The organism is Bradyrhizobium sp. BLXBL-01 (genome assembly GCF_051853025.1).
Taxonomy (GTDB): Bacteria; Pseudomonadota; Alphaproteobacteria; order Rhizobiales; family Xanthobacteraceae; genus Bradyrhizobium.
This window is the reverse complement of sequence record NZ_CP182471.1, coordinates 599,300-613,815: the sequence shown is the minus strand read 5'-3', so window position 1 is coordinate 613,815 and position 14,516 is coordinate 599,300. Positions and strand designations below refer to the sequence as shown.

The window sequence follows — 14,516 nt, the reverse complement described above, 5'->3', positions numbered from 1 at the left end:
GACGGCGCCGCCTACTCCGCAGCCTCGCGGCGCGCCAACGGGCAGGCCTTCTCCAGCGCCTGGTCGATATCCTCGATGATATCAGAGACATGCTCGATGCCGATCGACAGACGGATCGTCTCCGGCAGCACGCCCGCGGCGCGCTGCTGCTCCGCGGACATCTGCCGATGGGTGGTCGACGCCGGGTGGCAGGCGAGCGACTTGGCATCGCCGATATTGACGAGGCGCGTGATCAGCTTCAGGGCGTCGTAAAACGTCTTGCCGGCCTCCATGCCGCCCTCGATGCCGAAGGTGAACAGCGAGGAGGCGTTGCCATTCAAGTATTTCTGCACCAGGGGATAATAGGGGCTGTCCGGAAAACCGGTGTAGTTGACCCAGGCCACGCGTGGATCGACGCGGAGGAATTCGGCGACCCTGCGGGCGTTCTCGACATGGCGCTCCATGCGCAGCGCCACGGTCTCGATGCCCTGGAGCAGCAGGAAGGCGTTGAACGGCGACAGCACCGAGCCCATGGTGCGCTGATAGACGCTGCGCGCGCGCTCGATATAGGCGGTCTTGCCGAAGCGCTCGGCATAGACCAGGCCGTGATAGGAGGCGTCGGGCTTGTTGTAGGCCGGGAAGCGGTCGGCGTGCTTGGCCCAGGGGAAGTTTCCGGAATCGACGATGGCGCCGCCGAGCGTAGTGCCGTGACCGCCCAAGAACTTGGTCAGGGAATGCACGGCGATGTCGGCGCCGTAGTCGAACGGCTTGAAGAGGATCGGAGTTGCGACGGTGTTGTCGACGATCAGCGGCACACCATGCGCGTGGGCAATTCTCGCCAGCGCCTCGATGTCGCAGACATTGCCAGCGGGATTACCGATGGTCTCGGCGAACACGGCGCGGGTGTTCTCGTCGATCAGCTTCTCGACCGCCTCTGGCTTGTCGCTCTCGGCGAAACGGCCGGTGATGCCCTGGCGCGGCAGGATGTGGGAGAGCAGCGTGTGCGTGGTGCCGTAGAGCTGCGGCACCGAGACGATGTTGCCGCCGTGATCGGCGACGTTGACGAAGGCGAAATGCAGCGCCGCCTGCCCGGTCGCGACCGCGAGCGCGCCGACGCCGCCTTCGAGCTGCGCGATGCGCTTCTCGAGAACCGCGCTGGTCGGATTGGCGATGCGGCTGTAGCGAAAGCCCTCGGCCTCGAGATTGAACAGGGCTGCGCCATGATCGGCGCTGTCGAAGGCGTAGGCCGCGGTCTGGTAGATCGGAACGGCCACTGCGTGCGTGGTGGCTTCAGGCTCGTAGCCGGCGTGAATAGCGATCGTCTCGTTGCGCATCGTGCCACCTCCGCGTGGGGCGGGCCGCACTTATTGGCCTAGAATGAGGCATGTGCGTTGTCCGCCGTCCCTCTGTTAGAGGCGGGTGGTAAAGCGGACAATAATTCGCCTAGAGATCGAGGAAGTAACCCTAATGCTTGCTCGCGAAATGGCTGAAAACCGGGTTAAAGCCGATTAACGAACGCACGGCGCCACCCTCGCCCACGAGGACGAGGGGCCGCCGTCAGCGCTGCGATAGCTCGCAGCGTCAGCCCATCTGCTCCCACAGCCGATGGGTGAGCGCGCCGACGCGCTTCTCGATCGCAGCTGCGGCATCGAGGGCGAGATCCTCGCGATAGCGTCCGGCAATCAGCTGCACGCCGATCGGCCTGCCGTCATGCAGCGCCACCGGCACCACCGCGCCGGGCAGGCCCAGCACGTTGATGGCGGAGATGAAGCGGATCTCGCCCCAGAATATCTCGCGCACGCGCTCTGCGCTGACGGTGTCCTCGCGCGGGCCCGGCGTCGGCTTCACCGTGGTCGGCGCCAGCACGATCGGATAGTCCTCGAAGAACAATTGCCAGGCGCGGATGTGACCGTTGCGCGCGGCGGTGGCCTGCATCCAGGCCTTGAGATCGAGCACGTTGGCCTTGGCCTTCATGCCGCCCCAGGACTTGTGAAAATCCTCGGACGTGACCTTCAGCATGGCGGCCTCCTGCATCATCACGGTCTCGTTGGTGATGATGTCGCACCAGGTCTGCCAGACCCCGTTGATGTCGGGCACCTCGACCTCGCTGACGCGATAGCCGGACCGCTCGAGATGATCGGCAGCCTGACGCAGCGCCGCGGCGACAGACGGATCGACGTCCATGTCCTCGGGGATCTTTGCCAGCGCGACCTTGATCGGCCCCTTCGGCCGCTCGCCGACCAACGGCGCCGGTACCCACCAGGGATCGCGCGGATCGCGCCGGCTCATGACCTCCAGCGCGAGGCGGACGTCGGCGACATGGCGTGCGAGCGGCCCCTGCGCCGACATCAGATGCGCCAGCATCGGCCGCTCCGACGTCGCGCTTCCGTTGAAGGCGGGGATGCGGCCCTGCGTCGGCTTGATGGTGGCAACGCCGTTGCAATGCGCCGGCCAGCGCAGCGAGCCGCCGATGTCGTTGCCATGGGCGATGGTGCCGATGCCCGCGGCGACCGCCGAGCCCGCGCCGCCCGAGGAGCCGCCGCAGGTGATATCGGGATCCCAGGGGTTGAGCGTCAGCCCGTGCAGGGGATTGTCGGTGAAGCCGCGGAAGGAGAATTCGGGCGTGTTGGTGAGCCCGATGACGATCGCGCCTGATTTCTTCAGGTTGCGCACCACGGGCGCATCCGATGGCGCGATGAGGTCCTTGTTGGCGGGCACGCCGTTGAAATTCGGCCGGCCCTGGTAGTCGACATTTTCCTTGATGGTGATGGGTACGCCGTGCAGGAGACCGAGATCGCCGCCCTTGGCGCGCTGCTTGTCCGCCACGTGCGCCGCCTTCAGCGCCTCCTCGCCGAGATCGACGACGACCGCATTCAGCCTGGGATTGACGGCGCGCATCCGGTCCAGATGGGCCTCGACGGTCTCCACGGCGGAGATCGCGCCGGCGCGGACCGCGGCCGCGGTCTCGACCGCGGACCATTGCCAGATCGGCCCCTTGGGCCGGCGGACCGCGGCTGGCTTGCGCGGTGCCGCCTTCTTGACTGTCGTCTTCGCGGTTTTCGCAATGGCGCCCTTTCGGGCGGTGCTCGTCTTGCTCGAGGCCCTGCTTACCTGCCTTGAAGCACTTTTCTTCTTGGTCGCCGTCTTCTTCGCCACGTCGCATCTCCAAAAAATTGCGCGGCGGAGGTTATGGAGGTCACGCAACCGTGTACAGGCGCGTTTCTGCATGGCGCATTGTCGCGACGCTCTGTCGCAATTCGCAGCGTTCTGAGAGAGCTCCTACACCAACGGTGGATTGAGCCGCGCGAAACCCTCCTGGACGCGATAAGGATAGTACGGATAAGGCGGCATCACGAAGCTGACCTCATCGAGCCGCTTGATCTGGTCCGCGCTCAGCGACCAGCCGACGGCGCCGAGATTGTCGCGCAGCTGCGCTTCGTCGCGTGCCCCGATGATCACGGAGGAGACCGTGGGACGCGACAGCAGCCAGGCAATCGCGACCTGCGGCACGGTACGACCGGCCTCAGCGGCAATCGCATCCAGCACGTCAACGACGGCATAGAGGCGCGCATCGTCCACGGGCGGACCGAACTGTGCGGTGGCATGCAGGCGGCTTCCTTGCGGCAGCGGCTGGCCGCGCCGGATCTTTCCGGTGAGCCGGCCCCAGCCCAGCGGGCTCCAGACCAGAGCGCCGACGCCCTGATCGCGCGCGAGCGGCATCAGCTCCCATTCATAGTCGCGCCCGAGCAGCGAGTAGTAGACCTGGTGCGCGACATAGCGCGGCCAGCCATGCCGGTCCGCGATGGCGAGCGACTTCATCAGCTGCCAGCCGGCGAAATTCGAGACGCCGATATAGCGTAGCTTGCCGGCGCGCACGAGCGTATCGAGCGTGGACAGCACCTCCTCGATCGGCGTGAACGCGTCGAAGGCGTGGAGCTGAAGCAGGTCGACGTGGTCGGTGCCGAGCCGTCGTAGCGCCGCATCGACCGAGGCCAGCAGCCGCTGCCGCGACGAGCCGGCATCGAGCGGACCGTCGCCAATCGGCAGGCTCATCTTGGTCGAGATCAGCACCTTGTCGCGGCGCCCCTTGATCGCAGCACCGAGGATCTCCTCCGAGGCGCCGTTCGAATAGACATCGGCGCTGTCGAACAGATTGACGCCGGCATCGAGGCAGATGTCGACCAGCCTGCGCGCCTCCTCGATGCCGCTGCGGCCCCAGGCGGAAAACAACGGACCCTGGCCGCCGAACGTGCCGGTGCCGAAACTGAGGACGGGCACTTTGAGCCCGGAAGCGCCGAGGTTGCGGTATTCCATGATCGCTCTCCTATTCCGCCGGGCACGCCGCGACTGCGGTCGCCGTGCGATCAAGCTGGAGGCTCCACAGCGCCAGAACGAGGCCGATGGCGGTGACGCCGGCTGCGACCAGCGGCAGCGCCGAGAGGCCGAGGCCGCGGTCGATGGTGACGCCGCCGGCCCAGGCGCCGAGCGCGTTGCCGAGATTGAACGCGGCGATGTTGAGGCTGGAGGCGAGCGTCCGGCCGCTGGGACCGGCAGCCTCCAATACGCGGAGCTGAAGCGGTGCGACGGTTGCGAAGGCGGCGACGCCGAGCAGCAGGATCAGCACGACGCTGATGATCTTGACCGACAGCAGCGCCGCAAGGCCAAGCAGCACGATGGCAAGCGCGGCCAGTGTGCCGATCAGGGCGCGCGCAAGGCCGCGATCGGCGAGCTTGCCGCCGGCGACATTGCCGATCGCAAGCCCAACGCCGAACACCAGCAGGATCGGCGACACGGCGGCCTCCGAAAAACCGGTGAAGCGCGTCAGGATCGGCTGGATATAGGTGAAGACGACGAACAGTCCGGCGAAGCCGAACACGGTCATGGCAAGACCGAGCAGCACCTGCGGACGGCCGAGCACGGCCACTTCCTCGGCAAGCGAGATCGGCTTGTCGTCGTTGCCGACATGGCCCGGCACGAGCGCAGCGACGACCGCGAATGCGATCAGGCCGATGACAGTCACCGCCCAGAACGCTGCGCGCCAGCCGAGCATCAGGCCGAACCAGGCGCCGAAGGGCACGCCCAGCAGCGTCGCGACCGTCAGGCCGATGAACATGGTGGAGATCGCAGACGCACGCTTGTCCTCAGCGACGAGGCTGGTGGCCACTACCGAGCCCACGCCGAAGAACGTGCCGTGTGCGAGCGAGGTCAGCACGCGCGCGGCCATCAGCCATTCGTAAGTGGGCGCGAGCGCGCAAGCCGCATTGCCGAGCGTGAAGATGGCCATCAGCGCCAGCAGCACGGTTTTCCGCGGCATCCGCCGCGTCGCCAGCGTCAGCACCGGCGCGCCGACGAACACGCCGAGCGCGTAGCCGGAGATGAGCAGGCCCGCGACGGGCACCGAGACGTGCATGTCGGCGGCGACCTGCAGCAGCAGGCCCATGATGATGAATTCGGTGGTGCCGATGCCGAAGGCACCGGCGGTGAGCGCGAGGACGGCGGGAGGCATGCGTTGCTCCAAGGGATGAGACGAGCCACGCAGATAGCGGCGCTGCCGCCAAACCATTAGAATGTCCGCAATCCAATCATTTGTGACGTGAATTCAACATGGCCCGTTTCGACACCAACCGCTCGGCCGAGATGGAGGTCTTCGTCCGCGTCGTGGACCTCGGCGGCTTCACCCAGGCCGCGCGAAAGCTGCGCCTGACGCCATCGGGCGTCAGCAAGCTGATCTCGCGTCTGGAGGCGCGCCTCGGCGCGCGGCTCGTCAACCGCACCACGCGCAAGCTGACGCTGACGGCGGAAGGCCAGGCCTTCTACGAGCGCTCGTTGCGCATTCTCGCCGAGATGGAGGAGGCCGAGCGCGAGGCGGCCTCAGGCGCGGCGCCGCGCGGCCGCCTCACGGTCAATTGCAACATTCCCTTCGGCATGCTGCATGTGATGCCGTTGATCCCGCGCTTTCTGAAGCAGCATCCCGACGTCACGCTCGATCTCGTGCTGACCGATACGGTGATCGACCTGATGCAGGAGCGCGCCGATGTCGCCATCCGCGTCGGTCCGCTGCGCGCCTCGCGTCTGGTCGCGCGAAAGCTCGGCACCAGCCGCATGGTGGTGGTCGGCGCGCCGGATTACCTCGCCCGTTGCGGCACGCCGAAGATTCCGGCCGACCTCGCCGACCACCGCGGCATCGGTTGGACCTTTCCGCGCAGCATCCGCGGCTGGCCGTTCAGGCGTGGCGACCACGCCGAGGAGGCCCTGCCCCCGCCCGTCGCACGCGCCAGCGACGGCGAAGCCGCCCGCCGCCTCTGCCTCGGCGGCGCCGGTCTCGCGCGCCTCGCGCTCTTCCACATCGGCCCCGATATCGAATCCGGCCGCCTCGTCCCGGTGCTGCAAAGCTACAATCCCGGCGACCGCGAAGACATCCACGCCGTCTATGTTGGCCACACCGCGCCACTCCCGGCACGCGTGCGCGCGTTCATCGATTTCCTCGCCGAGCACGTGCGCGTGAGCGACCCCGCATTGAAGCGGGCCGCGGATGGGAAGTGGAAGCTGGTGGGGTGAGGCGCGATGGCGGAGCGAGCGTCAGCCAATCCAGATTGGCGATCATGTTCCGTGTGGCTGGACCGTTGAGGACACGCCGCCGGAGCTTGCGCGAGGGCGCAGAAATCGCGAAAATCCCGGCTGTTTCAGAACTCGCCAGGGGAATTCCACACACATGCAGTTCGATGACGTCATCCTCGGTCGCCGGAGCATCCGCGGCTACAAGCCGGATCCGGTGCCCAAGGAACTGATTGCGGAAATCATTGGATTGGCGATGCGCGCTCCGTCGTCGATGAACACCCAGCCCTGGAATTTCTATGTCATCACCGGCGAACCACTTGATCGGATCCGCGCCGGCAATACCGAACGGATGCTGGCGGGCATCCCGCAGTCGCGCGAGTTCCGCACGGGCCAGGCCTTTGCAGGCAAGCACCGCGACAGGCAGGTCGGCGTCGCCAAGCAATTATTCTCCGCAATGGGAATCGAGCGCGACAACATGGAGAAGCGCCAGGACTGGGTCCTGCGCGGCTTCCGTCAGTTCGACGCGCCCGTCTGCGTGATCATCACCTATGACCGCGTGCTCGACGGTAGCGACGATACGCCCTTCGACTGCGGCGCCGTGGCGACCGCCCTGGTCAATGCCGCGTGGTCCCGCGGGCTCGGCGCCGTGATCAACAGCCAGGGCATCATGCAATCCCCCGTGGTGCGCGAGCACGCAGGGATCGCCGACGATCAGGTCATCATGAAAAGCATCGCGCTGGGCTGGCCGGATGAAACTTTTCCGGCGAATGCCGTGGTGTCGGAGCGGAAGTCCGTCGAGGAAGCGACGGTGTTCGTCGGGTTCGAGACTTAGCGGCGCGGGCCGGAAGGGCTGGAGGCACAGCAGTGATCCGCGCCATGGTCCGACGTGTCCTTGTGCTGGCGGCGGCTTTTGCCGCCGCCTTGACTCCGGTCATGTGTCTTGGCGAAAGCAGCAAGCCGTTGCCGGCGAAGGCGACGCGGGAACTACCTGATGAGCTGCTCTCGCTGCTCGAGCAGAAAAGGATGCCGAAGTATTCACCTATCCTCGTGCGTCTTTTCAAGGAGGAGGCCGAGCTCGAGGTCTGGAAACAGGACACGACCGGCCGTTTCCAGATCCTCAAGTCCTATCCGATCTGCCGGTGGTCGGGCGATCTCGGGCCGAAATTGCACGAGGGCGACCGACAAGCTCCGGAAGGATTCTATACGATTACACCTGAGTTGATGAACCCCAACTCCAACTTCTATCTTTCGATCAACCTCGGCTTCCCCAACACGTTCGACAAGGCGCACAAGCGCAATGGCAGCTTCCTCATGATCCACGGCGACTGCTGGTCGAGCGGTTGCTATGCCATGACCGACGAACAGATCGGCGAAATCTATGCGCTGGCGCGCGACACATTCCTCGGCGGCCGCCCGTCGTTCCAGGTCCAGGCCTATCCGTTCCGCCTGACACCGGCAAATCTGGCGCGGCATCGAAACAGTCCCAATCTCGCGTTCTGGAAAATGCTCAAGGTCGGCAACGATCATTTCGAGACGACGCGAATCGAACCGAAGGTGGATGTGTGCGACCGCCGCTACGTCTTCGATGCGCAAGGTCCACCGAATTCGCCGTCGCCTCCAGTGTTCAACCCTACCGAAAAATGTCCCCCCTTCGCCGTCAATCCGGACATCGCGCGGCGGGCCCTGGAGAAGAGGCGCGCCGACGAGCTCGAATACGCGCGATTGCTTGAAGATGATTTGCCGGCCGCCCCGATATACAGCGGACTGGACGGAGGAATGAACAAGGTGTTCCTCACACGGTTTCCGGGCAGAGTGACGCTCGCGAAAGTCATGCCGTATGCATCCTACCTGCCGCAATTGCCACCGATTCCCTGGATCGACAGGGATGGCTCGTTGACGAGCAGATGGTTTGGCAGCTTGTTGGACCAGCCGCCGGAATGTAATCCAACACGTATCGGCTTCCCGTCAGGTCGGTGCTGAACACTCGTGCGGCGTCCGCGATGGATCATCAGCAGACGATGGCTGGCATCGACATTCCGTCCCAGCGAATGCGGTGGCGTCGGAGCCGAGGTCTGTCGAGAAAGCTACGGTGTTCCTCGGATCTGGGTTGGATGGGTCTGCCGTAATATGATGGGGTAACGCGGATGACGTCGAAAAGGCCCTTTGACGGCTTCGACTTCGAAGGCTTCTGGGACGACTGTCCGTATTCCCTGGAGAACTATGTCGAGCCTCCACCAAGCGACGAGCTGATCGCCTCCATTGAAGAGGAGATGGGCGGGTATCGGCTGCCGGCCACCTATGTCGATCTCGCGCGCCGCCACAACGGCGGTATGGTCAAGCGCAACTGCCACCCGATGAAGGAGCGTACAGGCTGGGCGGAGGACCACGTGGCAATCGAGGGCCTCTACGCCATCGGCCGCACGTCCAAATATTCACTCGGCGGTGAGCTCGGCGCCAAGTTCATGATCGAGGAATGGGGCTACCCGCCGATTGGCATCGGCATCGCCGACACGCCGGCCGGAGGCCACGAGCTGATTATGCTGGACTACCGGACCTGCGGAAAGCGCGGCGAGCCGCAGGTCGTGTACGTCGACCAAGAGGCTGACTACAGCATCGCCGTCATCGCGCCGGACTTCGAGACCTTCATTCGAGGCTTGGTCGAGGAGTCCGAGTACGACACCGCTGATGAGGATCGGGCTGCTGCGATCGCAACCGTCGAGCAGGGAACGTTATCGCCGATCGTGGTGCGAGCTTTGGCCGCCGTCGGCGACCGTCTGCCGCACGGCGAGCGAATGTTGCGCACCTTGGCCCGGCAGATCGTGGACGAGAAAGGCTTCTTTGCCCTGCACGACGACGAGCGCTCGCACCTGATGTATGGGCTGATGTTCTGGCTCTATTCGAGCCTTTGTACGGCCAGATCCTTCGAGGCTTTCGTGGGCCGTCCCGAGACCGGCACCTCCTACGACTCGCCATGTTTCGAGCTGATGATCGCTTTCGACCTCGTCGCCGAACCTTACGGCTTCAACACGCGCGGGTACGCCGAGGGCTTTGTGAGGGACTGGTGGGACTCGTGCGTCGCCCGCGGCGACATCGTCAAGATGGCGGAAGGCTACCGTCTGGCCCCCGAGGCCGAGGCGGCCCTGCTCGGCCGCTTGGCGACGTTTGCTGGCGCGCAAGGCAAATAAGCCGGCGCGATTGATTCGAGCCGGTGGCGGAGGGAGAGAAACCGAGTTCGAACATTCTCCAATCGACTAAACCACGCCCGTCTCAGAAACTTATGAAGTTTCAACAACTTACATTTTGGCGTCGAAGGGCACTCCCGCTTAACTGCCTGCGCCAAGCGAACCGGCCGTCGGAACGAATTCCGGAACTCGCCCAGTTCTGTCGTGGACACGTCCCCTTCTAGGGCGAGCAGACAAGATCGCGCTGCTCGCCGACGGCGGCTTTTGACCCATCTGCGACATTACCCCTCCGGTACTCCTGCCAATCGCATGCCCTCATAAATGCGCTCACGTTTGGCGAGGTAAGCTGGATTATCGGTCGACGGGCTGGCGCGGAAGCGGCGGATGCTGAAATTAGGTTGAAGCGCGAGCCCCGCTTGCGCAGCGGCCCGCGCGTCATCGAGTGCTCCAAGCAGTGCTAGGGCAGCGGCGAGCCCAAGATGCGCAAACGGATAATTTCGGTTGGCGTCGATGCTCCTGCGGAGCCAACAGACGGCTTCCCTATCGGCACTAAGTTGCAACTTAGCGAAACCGACATACTGCATCCACATGAAGGCATGAATGTCGCGGGGAGACAGGCGGAGTGCCTCTAAGACATGCGCCTCAGTGTCCCCGCCGCGACCGAGGAAAATCTTGGCTTGACCGATTAACCCGTGCGCATGGGCCAGATTTCGGTCCAACGCCAAAGCGTGTTGTAGTTCGTCAATGCCCTCGGACACGCGGTTCGTGAAAATTTTTGCTGTTCCCAAATGTAAGTGAGCCAAGGCGTGGTTCGGCGCGAGGGTCAGGACATGCATAACGGCCACTTCCGCTATGGTCAGGTACTTTATCCGATTGTCGGTCATGTAGCCGGCACCAACAATGCCATCAACATGCGCTAAGCCCAGACGCGCTTCGATATTGCCGGGATCAAGCGTCAGGGCGCGCTCGAAAAAGTGGCGCGCCTGCAAGATATATTCGGGAGTCAACCCCATATTGAGCTTAGCTCTGCCCTGGAAGTACAACTCCATTGAATTGGGATGCGCCGAACGTTGTGCTCTCACGGCCTCGGCTGCGACGAGCTGCGCATCTAAGGAGTTAGCTAGCCTAGATATGATCTCGTCCTGCATATCGAACAGATCGGTGACGGGTTTGTCAAAGCGGTCCGCCCATAAATGCGTGCCGGTTTCAGCGTCTACCAGCTGCACGTTGACGCGAAGTCGGCTTTCGTGGCGCTGTACGGAGCCTTCTAGCACATACCGGATGTTCAACTCGCGACCGATTTGCTTGAGGTCAGCCGCTTTGCCCTTGTAGGTGAATGCGGTGTGTCGCCCGATCACCAATGAGCCGCTGATCCGCGACAAGTCCGTAGTGAGGCTTTCCGTCACACCATCGACGAAATAGTCGTGCTCTGGGTCGCCGCTGAGGTTGGCGAAGGGCAACACAACGATGGAGAGGCGAGGCGGTGAAAGCGACCTTTGTGCCGTGCCGTCGTTCTGCGCCGCCGAACTTGCCGACGCAGTTTCGGGCCTCTGCCCTTCGTGCACTACGCCAACGAAGCGAAAGCCTTTGCGCGGCAACGTTTTGATTAGGCACTGCTTGTCACCATCGTCACCGATTGCGGCGCGAGCGGCATTCAAGCGGGTCGTCAACGCGGCATCTGAGACTATGCGTCCGTTCCAAACCGCGCTGATGACATCGTCCTTGCTGACGACGCGCTCCCTGTGCCGGATCAAATAGTCTAGTAGATCGAAGACCTGCGGCGTGATGGAAACAGGGATGGTTCCGCGATGTAGCTCGCGACGGTCAGTATCGAATGCGTACTCCTCGAAGAAATAGCGCATCTGACGATCCCTTAGGGCCTTCGATTTTCAGGCTTTAACGCCCTCGAACGCAAAGAATAAGCCGCTGGTAAGGAAAATGTAAGCCGGATGTCAGGCGCGGTGGCTCGTCGTACATCATGTTCGTCCTGTGAAAAGTAAACAGGACACACGGCAATGAGCACAGTCCAAGAGATCACCAAGTTGCAGCACAGAGCAACTATCGACCGGCCGGTCTATAGTCCGCTCGAAGCATATTGGAAGGCATTTCAGGAGTGGCGCAAACGCCGGAGGCTGCAAACGGAATTATGCCGCCTGACGGACCGCGAGCTGATGGATATTGGCACGACGCGAGGCGAGATTGACTACGTCGTGTCGAACAGAGATATCGACCCGCGAGGCATACGAGCCGAATGGGTCCAATGCCTGCCAACAGTGGACGGCCAAATCCACCCACATTGGGACAAGCACCTCTCAGAAACACGCGTCAGACCTCGCTAGTGCAATGCGCGGAAACCATCGCGGTCTGCTACGCAAGCCGTTATGGCTGCTTCTGGCCCGTAGCGGCCCAGCCGAATACTCCTTGGGCCGTCGGCTGTCAGGCGTGGAGCGGAAACTGATCGCGGCGGTACGGACCGCCGATTTTGACCCAAAGCGGCCAAAAGCCCTGAGCGGCTGGCGAGGCTTTGCATTTCGAGCAAAAGCGTGTGAGTTTCTGGCGCATTTCGAACCACTAGCTAGGCCGGGCGCAGAGATGGCCACGCGCAGGGCATTGATCATCGGAGGCTCGGTCGGCGGGTTGTTCGCCGCGCATATGCTCGGCCGGATCGGCTGGCAAGTCGATGTCTTCGAGCGCGCTGACGAGGACCTCGCCGGCCGCGGCGCCGGCATAGGCACACACCCGGCACTACACGAGGTCATGCGCCGGCTCCGGCTTGCCTTCGACGACGCCCTTAGCGTGGCGACCCGCACCTACGTCTGCTGGGATAACTCCGATCGGCTGATCCACGAGGTGCACCTTCAACGTAAGATGAGCGCATGGGCACCCCTTTATCGGACGCTGCGCGATAATCTGCGCGGGCCCAGATATCACCGCGGTATGGAGTGCATCGACGTGCGCTCCGAAGCGGGTAGCGCAACGGCCCACTTCGCCGATGGCAGCGAGGCGCGCGGGGACCTCCTGATCGCCGCGGACGGTTTGCGCTCCGCAGTTCGCGCGCGCCTGCTGCCTGAGCTGCAACCGGCCTACGCCGGCTACGTCGCCTGGCGCGCCCTCATGCGAGAAAGCGAGGCGGCGCGCGCCGCCCGCGACATCCTGGAGAGGGACTTTCTGTTCTGCGTGCCGGGGGGGTCGCTAGCGCTATGCTATGCTGTGCCGGCGCGCGACGGCGACTTGCGCGTCGGCCACCGCGACTACAATTGTGTTTGGTACCGGCCCGCGGACGAGGCCCAGCTGGCGGAGCTGTGCACCGACACTAGTGGAAAATGCCACGGCACCTCGATCCCGCCGCCCCTGATCCGGCCCGAGGTCGTCGCTGACTTTCGCCGATCGGCCCGAGCCGAGTTGGCCTCGCCCATGGCCGACGTCGTCACCCGTGGCGACCAGCCGTTCTTCCAGGCCATCTACGATCTGGCCTCTCCGCGCCTGGTGTTCGGCCGGGTGGCGCTCTTGGGCGATGCCGCCTTCGTTGCGCGCCCGCACGTCGGTGCCGGTGTCACCAAGGCGGCGCTCGATGCGACCTGCCTGGCCACGGCCATCGTCGGACATGGGGGCGACCTAGAGGCCGCGCTGGCCCGCTACGGCAGCGAGCGGCAGCGGTTCGGTGACTGGATCGTCGGACGCGGACGCGACCTCGGCGCTTCGATCGGCATGCGCGTTGGCGGGCGCGCCGGACTTGATCGCGAGGAGCTCGACCGTCGCGCTGCCGCCGCAGTGAGCGCCTACGCCGCCAATGCCGACGAGCTGTCGCGACTTGCCGTCGATGGCAACATCCCGAGCAGTGGGTAAGCGCTGCCGGAGGCGAGCCCCATGATCCCTCGCCAGACCCCTTCATTTTTGTGGCGGGTGCTCGCGGCTGCTTATGGCCCGGAGCCGTCTTTAAGGGCAGCGCAGAGCGCGTCTGCTCTGCCTCCAAAGTCAGACGTCGACTTGTTCAGCTATCGCGAGGGCGTCGTCGACCTCAATGCCTAGATATCGAACGGTGCTCTCGATCTTAGTATGCCCCAGAAGGAGCTGTACAGCTCGCAGGTTGCCGGTTCGTCGATAGATCAAGGTCGCCTTGGTCCGGCGAAGGGAATGCGTGCCGAACAGATGTGGGTCCAATCCAACGTCAGCGAGCCAGCGGGATAGGAGGCGGGCATACTGGCTGGTGGTCATATGTCCACTTAGCCTTCGGCCAGTGAACAGGTATTCTCCTGACTTCTTGCCCGTAACCCGCAGGTAATCGTCGATCGCCTGCCGGGTCGATTCAGTCAATTCAAATTTGACTGGCGGCCGGTCTTCTTTTGACGGACGGTCGCGCGGTCGGCCGAATATCCGCCTGGCGCAATGTCATCGACTTTCAAGGCTACGACGTCGCAGCCGCGCAGCTTGCTATCGACGGCGACGTTGAAGAGTGCGAGATCGCGCATTCGGCCTTCGACCTGGAGCTTGGTTCGTATTGACCAGACGTGCTTCGGACGGAGTGGCGGCTTTGCGCCGACATCTTCCCCTTGTTCCAGGGAACGTGCTTCGAGACGGCGGTGATTGTGCTTGGGGTAATGGTCATGTTGACCTCCCCAGCTAGTGAGGCTGGTCATTTTGAGCCCAAAGCCCTTTCCAATCCGGCGCCCGCTTCTGGACGGTTGGAGACGTACTTGCGTCCAATTCGAGCGATGGAAGGACCGATTTTGACCCACAGCGGACTCCAATCCATCGAACTGCCCCTTTGCAAAGCTGGCTGAGCACTTTGGTGTGCTC

Annotated in this window: 11 protein-coding genes and 1 pseudogene; 6 read left to right on the top strand and 6 right to left on the bottom strand. The window is 63.8% G+C overall.

The window, feature by feature from the left end:
- Nucleotides 1-11 precede the first annotated feature (11 nt).
- The 4 genes from ACNJYA_RS02870 to ACNJYA_RS02855 form a co-directional block, all read right to left on the bottom strand.
- Entirely contained in the window at nt 12-1,313 is a 1,302-nt protein-coding gene (locus ACNJYA_RS02870) for an O-acetylhomoserine aminocarboxypropyltransferase/cysteine synthase family protein (protein ID WP_439402009.1), read from the bottom strand.
- Nucleotides 1,314-1,560: 247 nt separating this feature from the next.
- Nucleotides 1,561-3,135: an amidase family protein gene (locus ACNJYA_RS02865; protein ID WP_439402008.1), complete on the bottom strand. Its 1,575-nt coding sequence runs from the start codon at nt 3,133-3,135 to the stop codon at nt 1,561-1,563.
- Nucleotides 3,136-3,258: 123 nt separating this feature from the next.
- Nucleotides 3,259-4,293: an aldo/keto reductase gene (locus ACNJYA_RS02860; protein WP_439365325.1), complete on the bottom strand. Its 1,035-nt coding sequence runs from the start codon at nt 4,291-4,293 to the stop codon at nt 3,259-3,261.
- A gap of 10 nt (nt 4,294-4,303) precedes the next feature.
- Nucleotides 4,304-5,485: an MFS transporter gene (locus ACNJYA_RS02855; RefSeq protein ID WP_439365324.1), complete on the bottom strand. Its 1,182-nt coding sequence runs from the start codon at nt 5,483-5,485 to the stop codon at nt 4,304-4,306.
- Between the two features lie 98 nt (nt 5,486-5,583).
- On the opposite strand from ACNJYA_RS02855, the gene ACNJYA_RS02850 reads away from it, so the two are divergent.
- The 4 genes from ACNJYA_RS02850 (at nt 5,584) to ACNJYA_RS02835 (ending at nt 9,722) form a co-directional block, all read left to right on the top strand.
- Nucleotides 5,584-6,537: a LysR family transcriptional regulator gene (locus ACNJYA_RS02850; protein ID WP_172788287.1), complete on the top strand. Its 954-nt coding sequence runs from the start codon at nt 5,584-5,586 to the stop codon at nt 6,535-6,537.
- Between the two features lie 154 nt (nt 6,538-6,691).
- On the top strand, nt 6,692-7,369 hold the full coding sequence (locus ACNJYA_RS02845) for a nitroreductase (protein WP_025032723.1): 678 nt from the start codon (nt 6,692-6,694) through the stop codon (nt 7,367-7,369).
- Between the two features lie 32 nt (nt 7,370-7,401).
- Nucleotides 7,402-8,517 (top strand): L,D-transpeptidase family protein, encoded by a 1,116-nt coding sequence (locus ACNJYA_RS02840; protein WP_439365323.1) that lies wholly within the window; start codon nt 7,402-7,404, stop codon nt 8,515-8,517.
- Nucleotides 8,518-8,681: 164 nt separating this feature from the next.
- Complete coding sequence (locus ACNJYA_RS02835) at nt 8,682-9,722, top strand: SMI1/KNR4 family protein (RefSeq protein WP_439365322.1); 1,041 nt, start codon at nt 8,682-8,684, stop codon at nt 9,720-9,722.
- Nucleotides 9,723-10,000: 278 nt separating this feature from the next.
- On the opposite strand, the gene ACNJYA_RS02830 is transcribed toward ACNJYA_RS02835, so the two are convergent.
- Nucleotides 10,001-11,581, bottom strand: a complete 1,581-nt coding sequence (locus ACNJYA_RS02830) for a winged helix-turn-helix domain-containing tetratricopeptide repeat protein (RefSeq protein ID WP_439402007.1) — start codon at nt 11,579-11,581, stop codon at nt 10,001-10,003.
- 153 nt (nt 11,582-11,734) lie between these two features.
- Here ACNJYA_RS02830 and ACNJYA_RS02825 point away from each other — a divergent pair, with 153 nt between their 5' ends.
- Nucleotides 11,735-12,058, top strand: a complete 324-nt coding sequence (locus ACNJYA_RS02825) for a DUF1127 domain-containing protein (RefSeq protein WP_439402006.1) — start codon at nt 11,735-11,737, stop codon at nt 12,056-12,058.
- A 103-nt stretch (nt 12,059-12,161) separates the two neighbouring features.
- Nucleotides 12,162-13,565, top strand: coding sequence for an FAD binding domain-containing protein (locus ACNJYA_RS02820; protein ID WP_439365319.1), 1,404 nt, complete (start codon nt 12,162-12,164; stop codon nt 13,563-13,565).
- A 129-nt stretch (nt 13,566-13,694) separates the two neighbouring features.
- On the opposite strand, the pseudogene ACNJYA_RS02815 reads toward ACNJYA_RS02820, so the two are convergent.
- A pseudogene (locus ACNJYA_RS02815) lies at nt 13,695-14,325 on the bottom strand (tyrosine-type recombinase/integrase).
- Nucleotides 14,326-14,516: the final 191 nt, after the last annotated feature.